We start from the raw sequence: 18,527 nt of genomic DNA on the forward strand, positions 1-18,527 counted from the left end.
AAATATTTTATGAATACAGTGTATATGGTGGGTGCAGGCCCAGGAGATCCGGAACTGATTACCGTTAAGGGTCAACGAATTGTCAACGAAGCAGATATTATAATTTATGCCGGTTCTTTGGTCAACAAAGCCATTATTGCCGGACATAAGCCCGATGCCGAAATTTTTAATTCTGCCTCAATGACCCTGGATGATGTGATTGCCGTGATTAAACGGGGCACGGAAGAAGGAAAGAAAATTGCCCGGGTTCATACCGGTGATCCTTCTATTTATGGTGCCATCCGGGAACAGATGGACCGCTTGGACGAGCTGGGCATTCCCTTTGATGTAATTCCCGGGGTCAGCTCCTTTGTGGCCTCAGCAGCCGCCCTTAAAAAAGAATTTACCTTGCCGGATGTATCCCAAACCGTTATTTTAACCCGTTTGGAAGGTCGAACTCCGGTGCCGGAAAAAGAAAAGCTGGAAGATCTGGCCTCCCATCAGGCGTCGATGTGTATCTTCTTGTCGGTTCAGATGATTGACGATGTGGTGGCACGATTGATGAAACATTATGCCCCAACCACCCCGATTGCGATTATCCAACGGGCAACCTGGGAAGATCAGAAAATTGTCATGGGAACCCTGGAAACCATTGCCCAGAAAGTAAAGGACGAAAATATTACCAAGACCGCCCAAATCTTAGTGGGGGATTTCCTCGGCGATCAGTACAGCTTATCCAAGTTGTATGATCCCAGCTTTACCCACGAATACCGTCAAGGGGTTGAATAAAACCGTGAAAACTGAAAAATGGGCCATTGTCACCCTGTCAAAGGATGGCATGGTTTTGGCGAACCGGTTGGCAAAACATTTGGATGACCGGGAATGTCAGATCTACACCAAAGAAAAATACGCCAATGAAACCACAAAAATTATCACCACCGATATTACTACCTTTATGGGCAGTATCATTGGGGAATACCAGATCATCTGCTGCATTATGGCAACCGGCATTGTGGTTCGGGCGATTGCCCCCCATCTGGCACATAAATCCTCCGATCCGGGGATTCTGGTGATGGATACCAATGGCGAGTTTGTTATTAGTCTGCTGTCCGGCCATCTGGGTGGCGCCAATGACGCCGCTCGGCTGGTCGCCAAACGCCTGTCGGCGCAGGCGGTGATTACTACCGGCACTGATGTTAAAGGTACCATGGCGGTGGATGTACTGGCTCAAAAAATTCATTGCACCATCGATAATTTTACTGATGCCAAGGATGTCACGGCGCTGATTTTGAATGGCGATCCGATTGCCCTGATTAATCAGGAAAACTGTGATCTGGATGCAGTAGTGCTGCCCCAAAACATTAAAACAGTCGTGGATTTAACCACAATCAATCAATATTCCGGTGCGATTATCACGACGCTGGATACCCAAAAAACTGACCTGCCAATACCCAGCGTCAAGCTGGTGCCCAAAAAACTGGTACTGGGGGTCGGTTGTCGTCGGGATACCTCGGGCGAGCGGATCATTCAGGCCATCACAGAGACACTGGCCGCTTTGAATCTCAGCGAGAAAGGGATCAAGTCCCTGGCTACCATCGGTCTGAAAGCAGATGAACCGGGAATTATCGAAGCCTGTACTTTCTTTGCCGCAAAAAAGGTGATCATCCCCAATGAAATGGTGCAAATGGTCCAAAGTCGTTTTGACGCGTCCGATTTTGTTTTTAAAACCACCGGTCTTTATGCCGTTTCCGAACCCTGCGGCTTTGTCGCCTCCGGCTTCGGAAAATGCCTGCTGGAAAAACAGAAATTGGGCGGTATTACCCTGTCGGTCTGGCGGGATGAAAATTGAAAACCTTGTATATAAAAGGAGAAAAAATGAGCAAAATTTATGTCACCGGGATTGGTCCCGGTCTGTATGAACATATGACCGAGGCGGCCAAAGCCAGCCTGGAAGATGCCGATATTATTGTTGGCTACAAAACCTACATCGATATTATTGCCGATTTAATTGGCGACAAGGAAGTTATGTCGTCAGGGATGCGCCGGGAAATTGACCGCTGCGAAAAAGCCCTGGAGTTGGCTGAACAGGGCAAAAAAATCTGTCTGGTCAGTAGCGGCGATGCCGGTGTTTTCGGAATGGCTGGGATCATGCTGGAAATTGTGGAAGCAAAAAACAGTGACGTTGAAGTTGAGATCATTCCCGGGATTTCGGCTGCCAATGCCGCTGCTTCAACACTGGGCGCTCCGCTGATGCATGATTATGCCGTGATCAGTCTCAGTGATCTGCTGACGGATTGGGCGGTCATTGAAAAACGGCTGCACTGTGCCGGTGAAGGGGACTTTATTATTACCCTCTACAACCCCAAAAGCAAGGGTCGTCCCCACAATATTGAAGCTGCCCAGGAAATTCTGCTGAAATATAAAGCGCCGGAAACCCCAGTGGGGATTGTGCGTAATGCCAAGCGTAAAGATGAGTCGTATGTGATCACCACCCTCAAAAAAATGAATGAAGCAGAGATTGATATGTTTTCGATGGTGATCATCGGTAATTCCAAAACCTATGTAACCCGGGATCAATTAAAAATGATTACCCCGAGAGGTTATCAGCTTTGATTCTGGTATTGGGAGGAACCCTTGACAGCCGAATATTAACTGAACTTCTGCTTGAAGAGGGAAAAGAAGTCTGCTATTCATCGCTGACCAATATCGCCACCGATCAGATCGCAGAAAACCCCCTCTTAACAAAGATCTCAGGACAGTTGGATGCGGGAACCCTACGGGAAACCATCACCATTTATAATATCAATCTCTGTATCGATGCCACCCACCCCTATGCCCGGGAAATTTCTGAAAATGCAATCTGGGCTTGTGATGCCATGAATATCGATTATATCCGACTGGAAAGACCATCACATATTGACGAGGGAAGCGATATTATCGCTTATCATACCTACGAAGATGCCCGGGATTATCTGATTGGAGCAATGGGAAAAAGTGACCGAAATATTCTTTTGACCACCGGCAGCCGACAACTGGAAGCCTTTGAAGGGCTGCCCAAAGACCGCACCTATATCCGCGTCCTGCCCACAGCAGGGGTGTTAAAAAAATGTGAAAATTTGGGCTATAAACCCCGGCATATTCTGGCGCTTCAGGGCCCTTTTTCGGTGGAGATGAATGTCGCCACTATGAAAGAATATAAGATCGGCTTTGTTGTAACCAAAGACAGCGGCGACGTTGGCGGCATCCCCGAGAAGGTTGCAGCCGCCCGACAGGTCGATGCTAAAATTTTATTTATCCGCCGACCCGCCGTCGCCTATCCCCGGGTGATCACGTCCGTTGAAGACGCCGTCGTTTGCGCATTGAAGAATCATTAAGAAATCAGGTTTAGATAGATATCGTATTAGAAATTTAACGTAGGGGCGATCCGTGATCGCCCGCACACTGTGCTTATAGAGAAAAAGGAGAAATCATGGCAAAAAATATTATGTTTATGGGCACCGGGTCGTCAGTTGGAAAAAGTCTGATCACTGCCGCCATGTGCCGGATTTTAGATGACCACGGCTATCAGGTGGCGCCCTATAAATCCCAGAATATGGCCCTTAATTCGTTTATCACCAAAGACGGCAAAGAAATGGGCCGGGCTCAGGTGGTTCAGGCCGAGTGTGCCCGGATCGAACCCCAGGTCGAGATGAACCCGGTGCTGCTTAAGCCAAATTCCGATGTTGGCTGTCAGGTCATTTTGATGGGAAAAGCCGAATTTAATATGGATGCCATGGATTATCACGCCCATAAACCCAAACTGGTGGAGATTGTGGTTTCGGCTTACGATTCGCTGGCTAAAGACAAAGATGTCATTGTCATCGAAGGGGCCGGCAGTCCGGCTGAAATCAACCTGCGGGACAATGATATTGTCAACATGGGACTGGCCGAGCTGGTGGATGCGCCGGTTGTGCTGATTGGCGATATCGACAAGGGTGGCGTGTTTGCCTCGATTTATGGTACAATTATGCTACTGCAACCCGAAGAACGAGCCCGGATAAAAGGCTTTATCATCAATAAATTCCGGGGCGATGTGGAACTATTAAAACCCGGTATCAAAATGATCGAAGACATGGTCAATGTGCCCTGCCTGGGCGTCATTCCTTATAAACGCTTTGTTATTGATGATGAAGACAGTGTCAGTGAACGCTTTGATAATCAGTCTGAAGGTCTGATCACGATTGGCGTGGTCTATCTGCCCCATCTGTCGAACTTTACCGACTGCACCGCCTTTGAAATGCACCCCGATGTCAAGGTGGAATACTATCGCAATCAGCGGGAGTTACAGTTGGCCAACCCGGATCTGCTGGTTATTCCCGGCAGCAAGAATACCATTGATGACACCTGTCACGTGATTAACAGCAAGATGGGTGATGAAATCCATCGGCTCCATGACTGCGGCGTCCCGATTGTGGGCATCTGCGGCGGCTATCAGTTGCTGGGCAAAGAAATTCGCGATCCCTTCCAGGTCGAATCAACCAAGGGCAGTATTGAAGGCTTGGGGCTTTTAAACATTGTCACCACCATCGAAGCAGAAAAGCGGACCGTTAGGACAGCTGGCAAGGTTCAGGGGAACTTCATGGGAATTGAGCTGGCTGACATGGAAGTGGAAGGTTACGAAATTCACATGGGCATCAGCGAAGCGCTGGATCATGCCAAACCGTTTGCCATTCTTGATGACGGCACCATCGATGGCGTGATTGCCGAAGATGGCACCGTCATGGGAACTTATCTTCATGGTATCTTTGACAACGACGGCCTGCGGGAAAAAATCATTGAAGCGCTACGGATCAAAAAGAATTTGGAAGCTGGCCCAGCGGCCTTTGATTTTAAGGCTTTTAAAGAAGAACAGTATGATTTGCTGGCCCAGACAGTGGAAGCGAATCTGGATATGAATAAAATAATGGAAATCATTGGAGAAATAGAAAAGTGAATCTGATCGAAGGACTTCCCCTGGGTTTAGGGGGAGGCTTTTGGTTTTTACTGATCCTCATCGGCGTGGTGTTGGATTGGCTGATCGGGGATCCTCCCTGGCTGCCCCATCCGATCATTGCCATCGGTAAAACCATCGGCTTTTTAAATAAAAAACTGAATCACGGCAAGCATCGCAAGGCCAAAGGCTTTTTGCTGTTATTTTTAGTGCTGGGCCTAACCGGGGCAATCGTTTTTGGGCTGCAGTGGCTTTTGTACAGCATCAACATTTATCTTTACATCCTCTTTAACCTCTATCTGATTGTCACCGCCCTGGCCGCTAAAACCCTGGCAGTTGAAGTACAAAAAGTGATGACCGCCTTAATGGGCGGCGATATTGAAGTCTCCCGGGTTCAGGTTGGCTATCTGGTTGGACGGGATACCTCGGAACTCAAAGAAAAAGAAATCATCCGGGCGACGGTGGAAACCACCGCCGAAAATACCATTGATGGGGTTCTGGCACCAATTTTCTATCTGCTGCTGGGTGCCTTAATACCGGTGCCCTGGCTTAATCCCGTGATGCTGGTCATGCTTTATAAGGCAACCAACACCCTGGACTCAATGGTCGGCTACATCCAGGAACCCTATAAGGACTTTGGCTATGCTTCGGCAAAATTTGACGATCTCATCAATTGGATTCCAGCCCGCATCGGCAGCATCTTTATGCTGGTTGCCGGAATGTTTTTGGGATATACCTTCAATGATGGCTGTCGTATTTTTAAACGGGATCGTCACAACCACAAGAGTCCCAACTCGGCCCACCCCGAATCGGTGGTGGCCGGACTTTTAGGTATTCAGTTGGGCGGCACCAATCAGTATTTTGGACAGGTGCTGGAAAAGCCGACTATCGGTGACCCCAAAAGCCCACTGGAAATTCTCGATATCCGGGAAACCATCACGATCATGTACGGCAGTGAGGTTGTCCTGATGGTTTTTGCCACCTTGATGGCGGTGATTATCTTTTCTTTATAAGACAATTGGTAAAAGCAGCGAAACTAAAATTATGGGAGCGTCACGATGAATAAACACGGCGGATATCAGGGCGAGAATAAAAAAATGCTGGATTTCAGTGTCAACATCAATCCTCTGGGAATACCCCAGGGCATCCGGGAAAAACTGATTGCTGGCATTGATGAGCTGGTAAAATATCCGGAGATCACTGGGGTATCGGCGATAAAAAAGATTGCCGCTGATCTGGCGGTACTGCCTGAAAATATTATTCTTGGCAATGGCGCCATCGAGCTGATCTATCTTTTTGCCCGCAGCATCGGGCCAGGAAAGGCACTGATTGTGCAGCCTACCTTTAATGAATATGAACGGGCCTTGAAGCTTTACGGTTGGGAGGTCACTCATCATGTTTTATCAGAGAAAGACCAGTTTACCATTGACCCGGAAGTATTAGTGTCAGTGATTAAAAAAGAAGAGCCCCAGGCAGTCTTTATCTGCAATCCCAATAATCCCACTGGTCGGGTTTATAGCAGTGACTTTATCAGAGCAATGTTAGAGCATTCAACGCCAGAAATCAGCTGGTTTCTGGATGAGTCCTTTCTGGATTTTTCTGAGCAAAGTAGCAGTCTGGCATTGGTTAAAGAAGCAAAGCAGTCAGTCTTTATTCTCAAATCGTTGACAAAGTTTTATGCGCTGCCAGGGCTCCGCATTGGTTATGGGGTCGGAACACCGTCGATGATTAAGAAGATGGAAAGCTTCAAAGAGCCCTGGACCATCAATGCCCTGGGTTTGATTGCAGCGATCGGGGTATATGACGAAAAAGACTATGCGGCCAAAACCAAAACCTATATTCAGAAGGAACGCCACCGGGTTTTTGAAGCCTTGAGCCAGATTAACACCATCAAGGTTTATCAAAGCGGGACTGATTTTCATCTCTGCCGACTGTTACAGGGCACGGTGGCAGAGCTGCAGATTGCCCTGGAAAAAGAAGGCATGTCGCTGCGTACCTGTGAAGATTTTATGGGTCTTGACGACTCCTATTTTCGGATTGCGATCAAAAAAGAAGCAGAGAATACCAAGCTGTTGACTTTTCTTAAAAACTGGAGGAATGAGTAATGGGACAGTTAATATTTGTCACCGGCGGGGCCCGCAGCGGCAAGAGTACCTATGCCGAAAATTTAGCCCGGGAATCAGGCCAGCCCGTGGCTTATATTGCCACGGCGATTGCCTTTGATGATGGCATGAAAGACCGGATTGCCAAACATCAGGCGCAGCGGCCGAATCATTGGGGCACGATTGAACAATATAAGGATTTTCAGACAATTGCCGAGAATCCCATTTTTAAGCAAGCCAGGGTCGTCCTTTTTGATTGCCTGACCGTGATGACGACTAATAATATGCTCGATTTTCCGGTCGATTATGATACGTGTTCAATGGAGACGGTCGGCGAAATTGAAGCGGCGATCAAGCTGGAAGTCGAAAAGCTGCTGGATGTTTGTCAGGATAAAACCCTGATTGTGGTTTCCAATGAGGTCGGTCTGGGCCTGGTGCCAGCTTACAAACTGGGCAGTTATTTCCGGGACATTGCCGGACGGATGAATCAGCTGGTGGCCGGTCGAGCCGACGAAGCCTATTTACTGGTAGCGGGCTTACCAATGAAATTAAAATAAATGACAACAGGAGCCTATTTGCGCTGGCAATCACGATTGCCAGCGCAAAGGGCTTTTGTTTTGTCTGAAATAACAGGGAGAGCAGACCATGGATCAAAAAGAATTAAGAGATGAATTAGTGGCTTTATCCGAAGAAAAATATCAAAAATTTTCCAGTCGTTTGACACCGGGAACCGATACGATCTTAGGGGTACGCCTGCCAGCGCTTAGGAAGATCGCCAAACGGATTGCCAAAGCCGACTGGCGGGCTTATCTGGAAACCGCCCGGGATGACAGCTTTGAAGAAACTCTGCTCCAGGGAATGGTAATTGGTTATCTTGACGTGGAACTGGATGAACAGCTGGCACTAATCAAATCCTTCATCCCCAAGATTGACAACTGGTCAATTTGTGACAGTTTCTGTACGGGTCTGAAGTTCACAAAAAAACATAAAGAGGAGGTATGGCTGTTTTTACAACCCTACCTCCAGTCAAAAGAAGTTTATGAGATCCGTTTTGGGGTGGTGATGTTTATTACTTATTTTGTGGAAGACCGATATCTGGAGCCGATGTTTCGAAATTTCAATGCCATTGACTGCGACAACTACTACGTCAAAATGGCCGTGGCCTGGGCCATAACCAGCTGTTTTACAGTTTTTCCGGAAATGACGATGATTTATCTGAAGGCCAACGATCTGGATGACTTTACCTATAATAAGGCCTTACAGAAAATCATAGAATCGCGGCAGGTTAGTCCGGAGATGAAGGTGCGGATACGCTTTATGAAACGAAAAAAGAAATAATGATAATCAGTAATCAGATATCCAATCCGGCGTTATAACCGGCGGTGGTGGCGGTATAAAGGGTTCCCTGGCTGGTGGTGCAATCACCGATACAGATAACCGTATCAATCAGATCGGCAAATTTGGATACTTCCGGCAGATTTGGTTTGACCCCCAGAGAAAGAATCAGGGTATCAAAAGGTATTTCTTTTTGACCGGCACTCCCTTCAATCAGAACGGTATGATCCCCGGCCTTAATCAGTTTGTGATCTGCCAGGATGGTCACATTTTCTTTTTTAAGCAGCTGCAGCAAAGCCGTCATCGGAATTGGTGAAGGTTCAAGCATTTTCTTTTCACTGACCATTTCGACAATCGTGACATGTTTTCCTTTTCGGGCCAGATCCAAAGCGGTTTCACATCCGGTTAAGCCACCACCGGCAATGACGACATTTTGCCCGACAGAAACCGCTCCGGATTCAACATCACCGACCCAAACCACATCGCTTCCGTCCAAACCGGGAATGGCGGGAATATTGGTTTCGGCACCGACAGCAATAATCAGGGCATCCGGAGACTCGGCCAGAATGTTTTCAGGGGTCGCCGTGGTGGATAATCGCAGCGAAACATTGGAATGACGGCTGGTCATGCGGATTGCCCAGGCCAGATAGCTTTTAAGATCAGCCTTGAAATCCGGAGCAACCGCTAATCGTAGCGTCCCCCCGAGACAGTCGTTTTTTTCAAAAAGAACCACCTCATGACCCCGGTCTCCGGCTGTTCTGGCGGCTTCCATCCCGGCCGGACCACCGCCGATGATGACCACCTTTTTCTTGTGATCCGCCAGGGTGTTGGTATCTTTTAATTCACATTCCCGGCCCGCCTGGGGGTTAACGGCACAGGCTACCCGCAGCGGTTCCATACCATGAGTACGATTCAGGCACAGCACACAGCGGATACAGGGACGGATTTCTGCTTCATTCCCGGTACGGGCTTTATCGACACTATCGGGATCGGCAATAACGGTGCGGATCATCGCACACATATCGGCTTCGTTGTTTTCAATGATATCGGCTGCCAGATCCAGATCAATGGAACCAACGGTGGTGATCGGAATGCGAATGCCTGGGGTTTTTTTAATACTGGCGGCGTAATGGGCATTATAACCACGTTTTAGATAGGTCGGTTGGGTGGTGATCGGCACCATTTCGTCATCCAGGAGCATCCCGGCGGAGACATGAATCAGATCGATTTTGTCCTGGATAAGTTTAATGAATTCAATGGTTTCGTCCAGTTCGACACCTCCGGGAACCAGTTCAGCGGCACTCAGGCGAAATTCAATGGCCAGCTTATGGCCGACCTTGCGGCGAATGGCATCGAAGAGTTCACAGGCAAAGCGGGCCCGGTTTTCGATACTGCCACCATATTGATCGGTGCGGTGATTAAAGAGGGGTGAGAAAAAATTACTGACGAGAATGCCATGGCCGCCGTGGATCAGCACCATGTCCATACCGGCTTTCATGGCCCGCTCGGCGGCATTGGCAAACAGGTTAATCCAGTTATTTATTTCTTCCTGGGACATCATGTCAATGGGTGATTTGCCTTCCTCAGGCATGTCATGTCCCATGGCAAAGCCTGCCAGTTCAATGGAGGCTTTGGCGCCATAACGATGAACCGTGTCGGCCAGAACCGCTAAACCGGGGACCACGTTGTCATCGCCGATGTTCACACAAAAACCGTTCATGTGTCCAAAGGGCGGGGTGACCATGGAGATTCCGACAGTGACAATTCCGGCGCCACCCTTGGCCAGAGCCCGGGTCCACTCGATCAGCTCCGGGGTCACCAGTCCTTCCGGGGAAGCCAACCGCGGCGCCGCCGGAGCGGTTTCGATCCGATTTTTTACCATCATATTACCAATTTTAATCGGGGTGAAGATCTTTGCGTATTTGGAATTCATTTTAAACCTGCTTTCTTTTTGTAAATCGTTTACTTAAATTAATTTTATCAGGAATATCAGTTAAAACAATGTCAATAAAGAAAAATAAATCAAGTATATTTATTGCAAAATGACAATGAATGAATTTGCATTTTTATCATTAAATGCGTATAATATGAGCTAAAATATGCGGTTTAAAGCAGGTTAAAGATGAAAAATAGTAAAGACAGCAAAAATACATACCGAATTCGGGAGAAAAGTTTTGGGGATGATCCGGAAGAAAATTATAAGCTTAGAGGCTACTGTTTACAAAAACGGCGTTTCGAAGCAAAAAAAGCGAAACTGACCGAGGCCTTATTATCATGCGGGGGTCTGCAGCAGATCATTGATATCGGCTATCAGGTGCTGGGAAATCCGATGTTTGTCAGCGATATGGGCTACAATGTGCAGGCGTTTAATAAAAACGCGGTAGTCGGGGACCCGTCCTGGCCAGCCGCCAAATCGGAAGAAGAATTTGCAGCCTATGAACGGATCAAAAAACTTAATGACTGTGGTGTGTTTGAACGGCTCTATAGCAGCGAAAGCCCTTGTATTGAACATTTTGATTATGCTCCGACCCGCTGGATGGCTACAAAAATTGCAATCAATGGAGACAATATCGGACATATTGCCGTGGTGGAGGCCAATAAAGCCTTTACGCAAATGGATTTTGAGCTACTGCAATGGCTGTCCCGAATCGTAGCCAATGAGCTGCAAAAAGAGCCGATTCGGAGTGGTCAGTTAGCTGGCGAGTTTGAGCATTTTCTGGTTGATATGCTTGAAGAAAAAATCACCAAAGCGGAAACAATCAAAAAACAGGGAAACAAACTAGGCTTAAAGGCAAAAAAATATTGTTGCCTGGTCACAGTCAGTCCGGAGTTAAACACAGCAAAAGGAATGTCGCTGAGTTATCTAAGAAGCATAATCAATCGTATCCTGGGGACTGAAAAATCTATTTTGTATCAGAATAAAATTACGGTATTGTTACTATGTGACAGAAAAGAAGCCCTTTCGGGTACTGCCAAAAGTAAACTGACTGAATTTTTAACCAGCAATCAGATGAATGCCGGTGTCAGCGCTTGTTTTTCGGATGTGGCAGGGCTTAAAGACCATTACAATCAATCCATAAAAGCATTGGAATTGGGGGCTACAATCAACCCCAAGCAGAAGCTTTTTTATTATGATGCGTATGCCTTTTATTATTTGCTTGAAATGGCAGGGGATCAAAACCGCTTAAAGGACTTTTGCAGTGGCGCATTAACTGATTTAATGGACTACGATCAAAAGTACCAAACAAATTACTGTCATAACCTGTTCATCCATCTACAGAATGACGGTAATGTAACCAAGACCGCCCAGTATTTTCAAATTCATCGCAATTCGATGAAATATCGTATCAAAAAAATCGAGGAAATTATGGCAGTGTCACTGGCAGATAGTGAAATTAAATTTTCATTGATGATGTCGTTCAAACTGCTGACTTATTTGGGTGATGAACTTTTACTGAAGGTTTAAGCTAGATGTGAACACTTTATATTTATTAGGCACTGTCTTATAAATAAAGTTTCACCGGTTGTTTACGGGGTTAAGAGTTTGAGTGTAAGTGTTTTTTTGAATAGCGATTTTAAACGTCTGACTGCTGGTTGGGCGTTTTTTTCTATCATTTGTTTCCCTTTAGTGATACAATAAAGCCATTCGAAGCGACTCAATAAAAAGGAGATGCTATTATTATGGTGTATGTTGCCTTATTACGAGGTATCAACGTGGGCGGAAAAAATAAAATCGGAATGAAACAGTTAAAAGAGACCTTTCTCCGCTTAGGTCTGGAATCGGTGGTGACGTATATAAATTCCGGCAATGTGATTTTTGTCGATCACCAGACCAAAGATGTGTTGGAAAAGAAATTGCGTCAGGAAATTTATCGGGAGTATAATCTGGACATTCCGGTATTAATTCGCAGTCTGACTGAGTTTGAATGCTTAATGAAAATCTTGCCTGCTGACTGGAAAAATGATGATACCATGAAATGCGATGTGTTGTTTTTGGAAAGTGGCTTGGACGAAACTGCAGTGATGGAAAAATTGACTGTTAAACCCGGTATCGATACCGCCTTATCGGCCACTGGTGTCATTATCTGGTCGGTCGCAAGAAAAAATGTCACCCGTAGCAGCTTGACCAAAATTGTCGGTACCGATCTTTATAAAAAAATGACGGTGCGAAATGTAAACACCACCCGAAAGCTCTATGAAATGATGAGAAATATTTAGATGGGATTAAGGCTGCTCGCTAAATTTTTTGATTAGTATGAATCTAGTCGATAACAAAGAAATAAATTTATTCCATCAGAATACCAAAGGAACGAAGCAATGAAAAATTGGAAGCACCTGCTTTCAGGCCCAATCGAGCTCACAATTGAAAGCGAAGCGTATCTGGAGCTCGCAAAAGACTATCTCTCAGAGTGCCAATACGAGGATGCGAAACAGGCGCTTGAGGTTGCCGTTAGAAGCATAAACCCACAGGCGGAATATCTGTTTGGAATTCTTTATCAAAATGCGCTTGGTGTTGACAGGGACAACGAAAAGGCGCTTTTTTGGTATCTTCGTGCGGCGGACCATGGCTACGCACCCGCCCAAATTGCTGCCGCTTGCTTGCATATTGATAAAGACAATGGGCTAACGGATTATGCCGAGGCCTACCGTTTGCTGACATTGGCGGTGCAAAAAGAAGACGCTGATGAAAATGATAGATCACCGTCGGCGGACTTTCCTGATACAGCGGAACGCTGCGATAAAGACGAACGCTGGATGGCAGTGCAGGAAGGCTATGCCGAGTATCTGCTGGGAAGGGTACACGGTGCCGGTCTTGGTATGGCGATCGATCGTGAGAAAGCCATCAGCTGGATGGAAAAGGCCGCAAAAAAAGGATTTCGGGCAGCCGTCTTTGAGCTTGCGCAGAAAAGTGAACATGGTATTGAGCGCAACGAAGTCTGGGCGAAAAAAGCGCTCGAGTATGGCGAACACGCCCCGCTTATTGGTGTTGCACGACGATATCTGGATAATGATGGCACCCCGCAGGACAGTAAAAAAGGCCTGTCAATTCTCACAGAACTGGCCGACAAGGGCATCGGTGGCGCCCAGATCGCACTGGCTGAATGCTTGATCAAAGGAAAACACACGCCTAAAGATGCAAATAAAGCACTTCATTATTTATTGCTGGCGGCCAAAATGGTCGATGCCAAATTAATGACTGGTTTGGGCATTGCATTGTACAAGTCTGAAAAACCAGAGATAGATTTTGCCATAAAAAGCCTGGAGCTGGCGGTGGCTGCAGGGGATGATCAGGCACTGGTTGAACTCGGGAATTTGTACTTTGACGGTGCGGGAAAAATGATGCCGGATCAGGAAAAAGCTTTCAACTATTTTACCCAGGCCGCCAAGAAAGATGTCCCCAGGGGTTGGGAATTGGTGGGGTACTGCTTGTATGAAGGCAAAGGCGTGTTGAAAAACAGGTGTGAAGCCTTGAGGTGGTATGAAAAAGCGGCCAAGTATGGACTTTATAACAGCTATTACATGATGGGCATGATTTACGGCTATGATGAGACCTTATTTAATTATGAGATAGCGGTTAGTTGTTTTGAAAAAGCGGCAAATTTTGGACAGACGGATGCGTTCGTGCGACTGGGAACCATGCATTTACACGGCGTCGGTACGAACCCACCGGATCGACAAAAGGCTTTTTCATATTTTAACCAGGCAGCGCAGGCGGATAACAGCCTCGGCTGGGAATGGGCCGCTTACTGCCATTATTGGGGCTACGGTACTAAAAAAAACCTGCAGAAAGCCCAGCAATTTTATCACAAGGCCGCTCAAAAGGGCTCGAGCCATAGCCAGTACATGCTGGGTTATATTTATGGATATGATGTCACACCGCCTGATTTTAAAAAGGCGGCTTGCTGGTTTGAAAAAGCAGCGGAGCAGGGTCACCGCGATGCCCAGCTTAAACTGGGCTTTTACTACCAACAGGGGCGTGGTGTCAGGCAAAACTATAAAACAGCATTCAATCTATTTACCCAGGCGGCGGCCCAAGGTCATGCTACCGCCATGTACAATATCGGCGATGCCTTTGAAAACGGGTTTGATGTGGAAAAGGATGAAAAACAGGCGTTTGCCTGGTATCGCAAGTCTGCGGAGCTGGGTGACAAGTGGGGGATGTTTGGTGCCGGCCGACTGCTTTTTTGCGGCATCGGCACACCGCCAAATCAGGAAGAAGGCCGACGCTGGATAAACAAAGCCGCCAAAGCCGGTTTACCGGAGGCCATTAAATGGAGACCTCACTAGATGCCAGTCGCAACCTTAAAGATAAAAGAGGAAAGTAGCATGGACATATATCAATTTGACGAAGTTGCCTATCGGCGCATAAGGCTTCCGTGGCTGCTGCTGGTTTTGTTTCTGTCATTCACTGTGGATGGTATACTGATCGGGATCTGGCAGACCGGGGTCAGCCCGGAGGCAAAATATTATTGGGATGTCGGATTTGCGTTCCTGTGCTTCATCAACCTGGTGTTTGTGAAGGGTGTGGCGCTGTATCATTATTGGCATACAAAAAAGATGCGTTCGCGAAGTTATGTGCGGCTTGAAAAAGATGCAGTCGTTCATTACCTGCTGAGGACACGCATGTCCCACTGGCAGGTGGAGACAGCCAAGGAGACAAGCTTCGCCGCAGACGGCAAGGCGGAATACCTTTTCGCCGACACCGTTTTTATCCGGCTGGTGAAGACTATTAAGCGGCGACCAAACGGAAGCATCGTGATTGAAGGAATCATTGAAAGCGAATCGCTCAATGAAGGCTGGGAAGAATACAGCCCTGAAGACGGAAAAGCGTTTAAAAAAATGATCAAAAGGCATAGGATTCCCGCTTATTATCAAGGGATGGATGAGATCATTAATGCGCTTGAGAGGCTTAGGTAAAAAAAATACCGTCAGGATCATAAAACTAATGATCAAAAAATCAAAGCTTCACCCAAAGCTTGAATTGAAGCTTTGGGTGAAGCTTTTAAAATTATCAGATCGATTTTGCTAAAATCCGCAATCCAGATAAAGCAGAGGAACTATTCATATCGCAGCGCATCAATCGGATCCAATTTGGCGGCCTTATTGGCTGGATAAAAACCAAAGAAGACGCCGATGGCCATCGAGAAGCAGAGGGCAATAATCATTGGGCCAATGGGTGGTGTTGATGGGAAGTTCATCAGGGTACTGCCTGTTATCCCCAGCACCGAGCCGAGACCGACGCCAATGATTCCGCCAATCAGACAGATAATCATCGCTTCGATAATAAACTGACTGCGGATCGCTGAATTACGGGCCCCTAAAGCTTTGCGGATGCCGATTTCCTTGGTCCGTTCGGTGACGGATACCAGCATGATGTTCATCACCCCAATGCCGCCAACCAGTAGCGAGATACCGGCAATTACTGAGATACCCAGGGATAAGGTGCCGAGCATACCGGTGGCTTCACTGGCAATGGCTTCCAGGCTTTGGGCCTCAATGGTAAAGTCGGATAATGGACTCATCCCTTTAATAAAATAATCCTTGGTGGTCTGAGCGAAGGCGGCGGAGTCGGTGTTGGAAGTGGCCATGATGGTGAAACTTTCATAACCAACCGTGTTGGCTGTATCGGGATTCAGTGATTTGGCGGTGGTGATGGGAATAAAGCACTCGACCCGGGTATCGTCACCCATATAAAACAAGGGATTGTCAATCACCATTTTTTCGTAGACGCCAATGACCGTATAGGTCTCATTGGTGGACTTGGTGTCGACCTGGACTTCTTTACCGATCACGTCGCCATCTACACCAACCAGGTTATTTCGTAGCGTCGTATCAATGATGATGACGTTGCGGTTCCCATCCATGTCCCGGTCGCTGATAAAACGGCCCTGAACCAGATTGACGTTGTTAACCAGACCATATTCCGGGCTGGCGCCGGTGATGCTGACATCTTTATGAATGAAGCCACTGTTTAGCTGTCCCGAGCCCATCCCGGTAGAAAAACTGATGGCCTTGATCTGATCGGCATAGGTATCTCGAAACGCATCCAGTTCTTCCTGGGTAATCCGATCGTCTTCCTGCAGGGTGGATTGAGTATCGTAGTTTTTAGGCGACAGTGAAACCATAATATTCTTGCCGCCGATTTTATCCATGGTTTTGGTGACTGATCCGGTCATGGCCGAACCCAGGGTGGAGATGGCCATCACCGAAGCAATCCCGATGATGATCCCCAGCATGGTAAGCAGGGCCCGCATCTTGTTGGCCCGCAAGCCTTCCAGGGCCAGTCGGATATTTTCAAACAGATTCATAGGAGCCCCCCAATTGATATTGATTATTTTTACGGTTATCGACGATCGAACCATCCCGGAGACGGATGGTTCGTTCGGTTTCTTCAGCCAGTTCGGCATTATGGGTAATCAGAATAATTGTTTTTCCTTGTTCCTGATGAAGCCGGTGAAAGATGTCCATAACCAGACGACCGGTATGGCTATCCAGGGCGCCGGTGGGTTCATCGGCCAGAATGATGGCCGGATCGTTGGCCATCGCCCGGGCGATGGCTACCCGTTGCTTTTGACCGCCGGATAATTCATTGGGGCGGTGATGGGAACGACCACTCATTTCCACCAGTTGCAGCAATTCCGCCGCCCGCCGCGACCGTTCACTGCGGGGCACCCCGCCGTATAGCATTGGCAGAGCGACGTTTTTTAAGGCGGTGGAACGGGGGATCAGATTAAAGGTCTGAAAGACAAAGCCGATTTTTTTATTGCGGATCTGTGATAAGCCATCGTCCCGGACATTTTCCATCGGTAGATGATCCAGATAATAGTGTCCTTTAGTGGGGCGATCCAGGGCCCCGAGGATATTCATCAGAGTGGATTTGCCGGAACCGGAAGCGCCGACAATCGATAAGAATTCGCCTTCATAAACATCCAAATCAATGCCATGGAGAATTTCCAGCTCGTTGGGAGTTCCCTGATAATAGGTCTTGACAATCCCCCGCATTTCAATAATTTTCTTGCGCATTGTTTAGACCCCGGCTTCCACAGAAACAGCCATTCCCGGTGATACGGTTTGTGGTTGGGAAATAATGGCCAGTCCTTCACTGAGCTGATCGCCGGCGATTTCAATTAATGAATCGGTTTCCAGCCCGGTGGTGACCGGAATCGCTTCGACGGTATAGGAGCCTTGTTCGACAGGGTTTTCTTTAGCGACATAAACTGAAGTCTGTCCGGCATCATTCACCACCAGCGCCTCAAAGGGCACACAGAAAACATCCGCCCGTTCTTCGCTGACAATGTTTAGACGGGTGGTCATTCCGATTTTTAGTCCAGTAACGTCAGCCGGTAGATCAACTTCAATTTCAAATTCGGCCTTGGTGGCGGCTGCATTCGCAGCAGCTTCGCTTTTAATGGCGGTGGGGGCGATTTTAGACAGGTTTCCCGGGAAGATCTTGTCGCCGGTGGCATCGGCTTTGACCAGCACCGGCATGTTTTCATGGATATGGTTCAGATCGGCTTCTTTAACCTTGCCCCGAACCTTCAGGTCATTGGTATCCTCAATGGTAAACAGTTCGCCATTGGCAGGGTTTCCTTTAACGGCGTTCATGGCCGTGATGGTACCGCTGGTGGTGGCTTTAACATAGCTGTAGCTGTCATCGGCTTTGTTATAGAGCTGACATAACCAATCGTCTTTGGCCACCCATTGTCCAACTGAAACATAAATTTTTTCGATATTATCATTGCTGGTATCACTAACTTTGACCTTGGTATAGCTTTCGATCACGCCCGTGGCTGAGATTGTGTTTTGCAGGGTTGCCTTGGAGAGCGGGGCAGTTTTAACTGCAACTGCCGGAGCGGGCTGGGAATTGGCATAAACATAGGCACCCCCGCCAATCAGTAGGGCTACCCCAAGCACAACACATAAAATAATTCCTTTTCTTTTCATAATTATAACCATTCCTTTCGTTTCACTCAAGGCACAAAACGTCCTGAAACATCTTGCGTTCGAGCGTTATTGTTTTTATTCTATAGCCATAGGGATAACAGTAAACTACAAATCACGTGAGGAGGAGTAGACCGCTCCATTCTGGAGTGACTGCATATTTATATGTGTAGATTGCCTTTCCAAGCACAAATAAGTGT

17 protein-coding genes are annotated in these 18,527 nt (G+C 47.3%); 13 read left to right on the forward strand and 4 right to left on the reverse strand.

Annotated elements, in window-relative coordinates; all coding sequences use genetic code 11:
- Positions 1-9: 9 nt before the first annotated feature.
- The 9 genes from cobM to BI182_RS03590 all read left to right on the forward strand — a co-directional run bounded on the left by cobM (position 10) and on the right by BI182_RS03590 (position 8,388).
- On the forward strand, positions 10-768 hold the full coding sequence (gene cobM / locus BI182_RS03550) for a precorrin-4 C(11)-methyltransferase (protein WP_070369546.1): 759 nt from the start codon (positions 10-12) through the stop codon (positions 766-768).
- A gap of 4 nt (positions 769-772) precedes the next feature.
- Complete coding sequence (locus BI182_RS03555) at positions 773-1,828, forward strand: cobalt-precorrin 5A hydrolase (RefSeq protein ID WP_286805587.1); 1,056 nt, start codon at positions 773-775, stop codon at positions 1,826-1,828.
- A 26-nt stretch (positions 1,829-1,854) separates the two neighbouring features.
- The gene (gene cobJ, locus BI182_RS03560) at positions 1,855-2,592 is read left to right on the forward strand and encodes a precorrin-3B C(17)-methyltransferase (protein ID WP_070369545.1); all 738 of its coding nucleotides are present in this window, start codon (positions 1,855-1,857) and stop codon (positions 2,590-2,592) included.
- A complete protein-coding gene (gene cobK, locus BI182_RS03565; protein WP_250934526.1) occupies positions 2,589-3,353 on the forward strand; it encodes a precorrin-6A reductase in 765 nt (254 codons plus the stop codon). Before cobJ ends, cobK begins: the two co-directional genes overlap by 4 nt.
- 95 nt (positions 3,354-3,448) lie before the next feature.
- The gene (locus tag BI182_RS03570) at positions 3,449-4,951 is read left to right on the forward strand and encodes a cobyric acid synthase (protein ID WP_286805590.1); all 1,503 of its coding nucleotides are present in this window, start codon (positions 3,449-3,451) and stop codon (positions 4,949-4,951) included.
- Positions 4,948-5,961: an adenosylcobinamide-phosphate synthase CbiB gene (cbiB, locus tag BI182_RS03575; protein WP_324251093.1), complete on the forward strand. Its 1,014-nt coding sequence runs from the start codon at positions 4,948-4,950 to the stop codon at positions 5,959-5,961. The genes BI182_RS03570 and cbiB overlap by 4 nt, the downstream gene beginning before the upstream one ends.
- A gap of 45 nt (positions 5,962-6,006) precedes the next feature.
- Positions 6,007-7,053, forward strand: a complete 1,047-nt coding sequence (locus BI182_RS03580) for a pyridoxal phosphate-dependent aminotransferase (protein WP_148637923.1) — start codon at positions 6,007-6,009, stop codon at positions 7,051-7,053.
- Positions 7,053-7,607, forward strand: a complete 555-nt coding sequence (gene cobU, locus BI182_RS03585) for a bifunctional adenosylcobinamide kinase/adenosylcobinamide-phosphate guanylyltransferase (protein WP_070369541.1) — start codon at positions 7,053-7,055, stop codon at positions 7,605-7,607. Before BI182_RS03580 ends, cobU begins: the two co-directional genes overlap by 1 nt.
- An 88-nt stretch (positions 7,608-7,695) precedes the next feature.
- Positions 7,696-8,388 carry a DNA alkylation repair protein gene (locus BI182_RS03590; RefSeq protein ID WP_286805592.1) on the forward strand — a complete coding sequence of 231 codons (693 nt, stop codon included), beginning with the start codon at positions 7,696-7,698 and terminating at the stop codon, positions 8,386-8,388.
- A gap of 13 nt (positions 8,389-8,401) precedes the next feature.
- Here BI182_RS03590 and BI182_RS03595 read toward each other — a convergent pair whose 3' ends face one another.
- Positions 8,402-10,318, reverse strand: a complete 1,917-nt coding sequence (locus BI182_RS03595; RefSeq protein WP_286805594.1) for an oxidoreductase — start codon at positions 10,316-10,318, stop codon at positions 8,402-8,404.
- A 189-nt stretch (positions 10,319-10,507) separates the two neighbouring features.
- Here BI182_RS03595 and BI182_RS03600 point away from each other — a divergent pair, with 189 nt between their 5' ends.
- The 4 genes from BI182_RS03600 to BI182_RS03615 all read left to right on the forward strand — a co-directional run bounded on the left by BI182_RS03600 (position 10,508) and on the right by BI182_RS03615 (position 15,303).
- Positions 10,508-11,851, forward strand: a complete 1,344-nt coding sequence (locus tag BI182_RS03600; protein WP_286805596.1) for a helix-turn-helix domain-containing protein — start codon at positions 10,508-10,510, stop codon at positions 11,849-11,851.
- 215 nt (positions 11,852-12,066) lie between these two features.
- Entirely contained in the window at positions 12,067-12,603 is a 537-nt protein-coding gene (locus tag BI182_RS03605) for a DUF1697 domain-containing protein (RefSeq protein WP_286805598.1), read from the forward strand.
- Between the two features lie 99 nt (positions 12,604-12,702).
- Positions 12,703-14,673 (forward strand): tetratricopeptide repeat protein, encoded by a 1,971-nt coding sequence (locus tag BI182_RS03610; protein WP_286805600.1) that lies wholly within the window; start codon positions 12,703-12,705, stop codon positions 14,671-14,673.
- The gene (locus BI182_RS03615; protein ID WP_286805601.1) at positions 14,674-15,303 is read left to right on the forward strand and encodes a hypothetical protein; all 630 of its coding nucleotides are present in this window, start codon (positions 14,674-14,676) and stop codon (positions 15,301-15,303) included.
- Between the two features lie 140 nt (positions 15,304-15,443).
- Here BI182_RS03615 and BI182_RS03620 read toward each other — a convergent pair whose 3' ends face one another.
- The 3 genes from BI182_RS03620 to BI182_RS03630 are packed head-to-tail and all read right to left on the reverse strand — an operon-like array spanning position 15,444 to position 18,330.
- Positions 15,444-16,694, reverse strand: coding sequence for an ABC transporter permease (locus BI182_RS03620; RefSeq protein ID WP_286805603.1), 1,251 nt, complete (start codon positions 16,692-16,694; stop codon positions 15,444-15,446).
- Complete coding sequence (locus tag BI182_RS03625) at positions 16,681-17,409, reverse strand: ABC transporter ATP-binding protein (protein WP_286805605.1); 729 nt, start codon at positions 17,407-17,409, stop codon at positions 16,681-16,683. Before BI182_RS03625 ends, BI182_RS03620 begins: the two co-directional genes overlap by 14 nt.
- A 3-nt stretch (positions 17,410-17,412) precedes the next feature.
- Positions 17,413-18,330, reverse strand: coding sequence for an efflux RND transporter periplasmic adaptor subunit (locus BI182_RS03630; protein WP_286805606.1), 918 nt, complete (start codon positions 18,328-18,330; stop codon positions 17,413-17,415).
- Positions 18,331-18,527 lie beyond the last annotated feature (197 nt).

This window comes from Acetobacterium sp. MES1, assembly GCF_002237635.1.
Classification (GTDB): Bacteria; Bacillota; Clostridia; order Eubacteriales; family Eubacteriaceae; genus Acetobacterium; species Acetobacterium wieringae.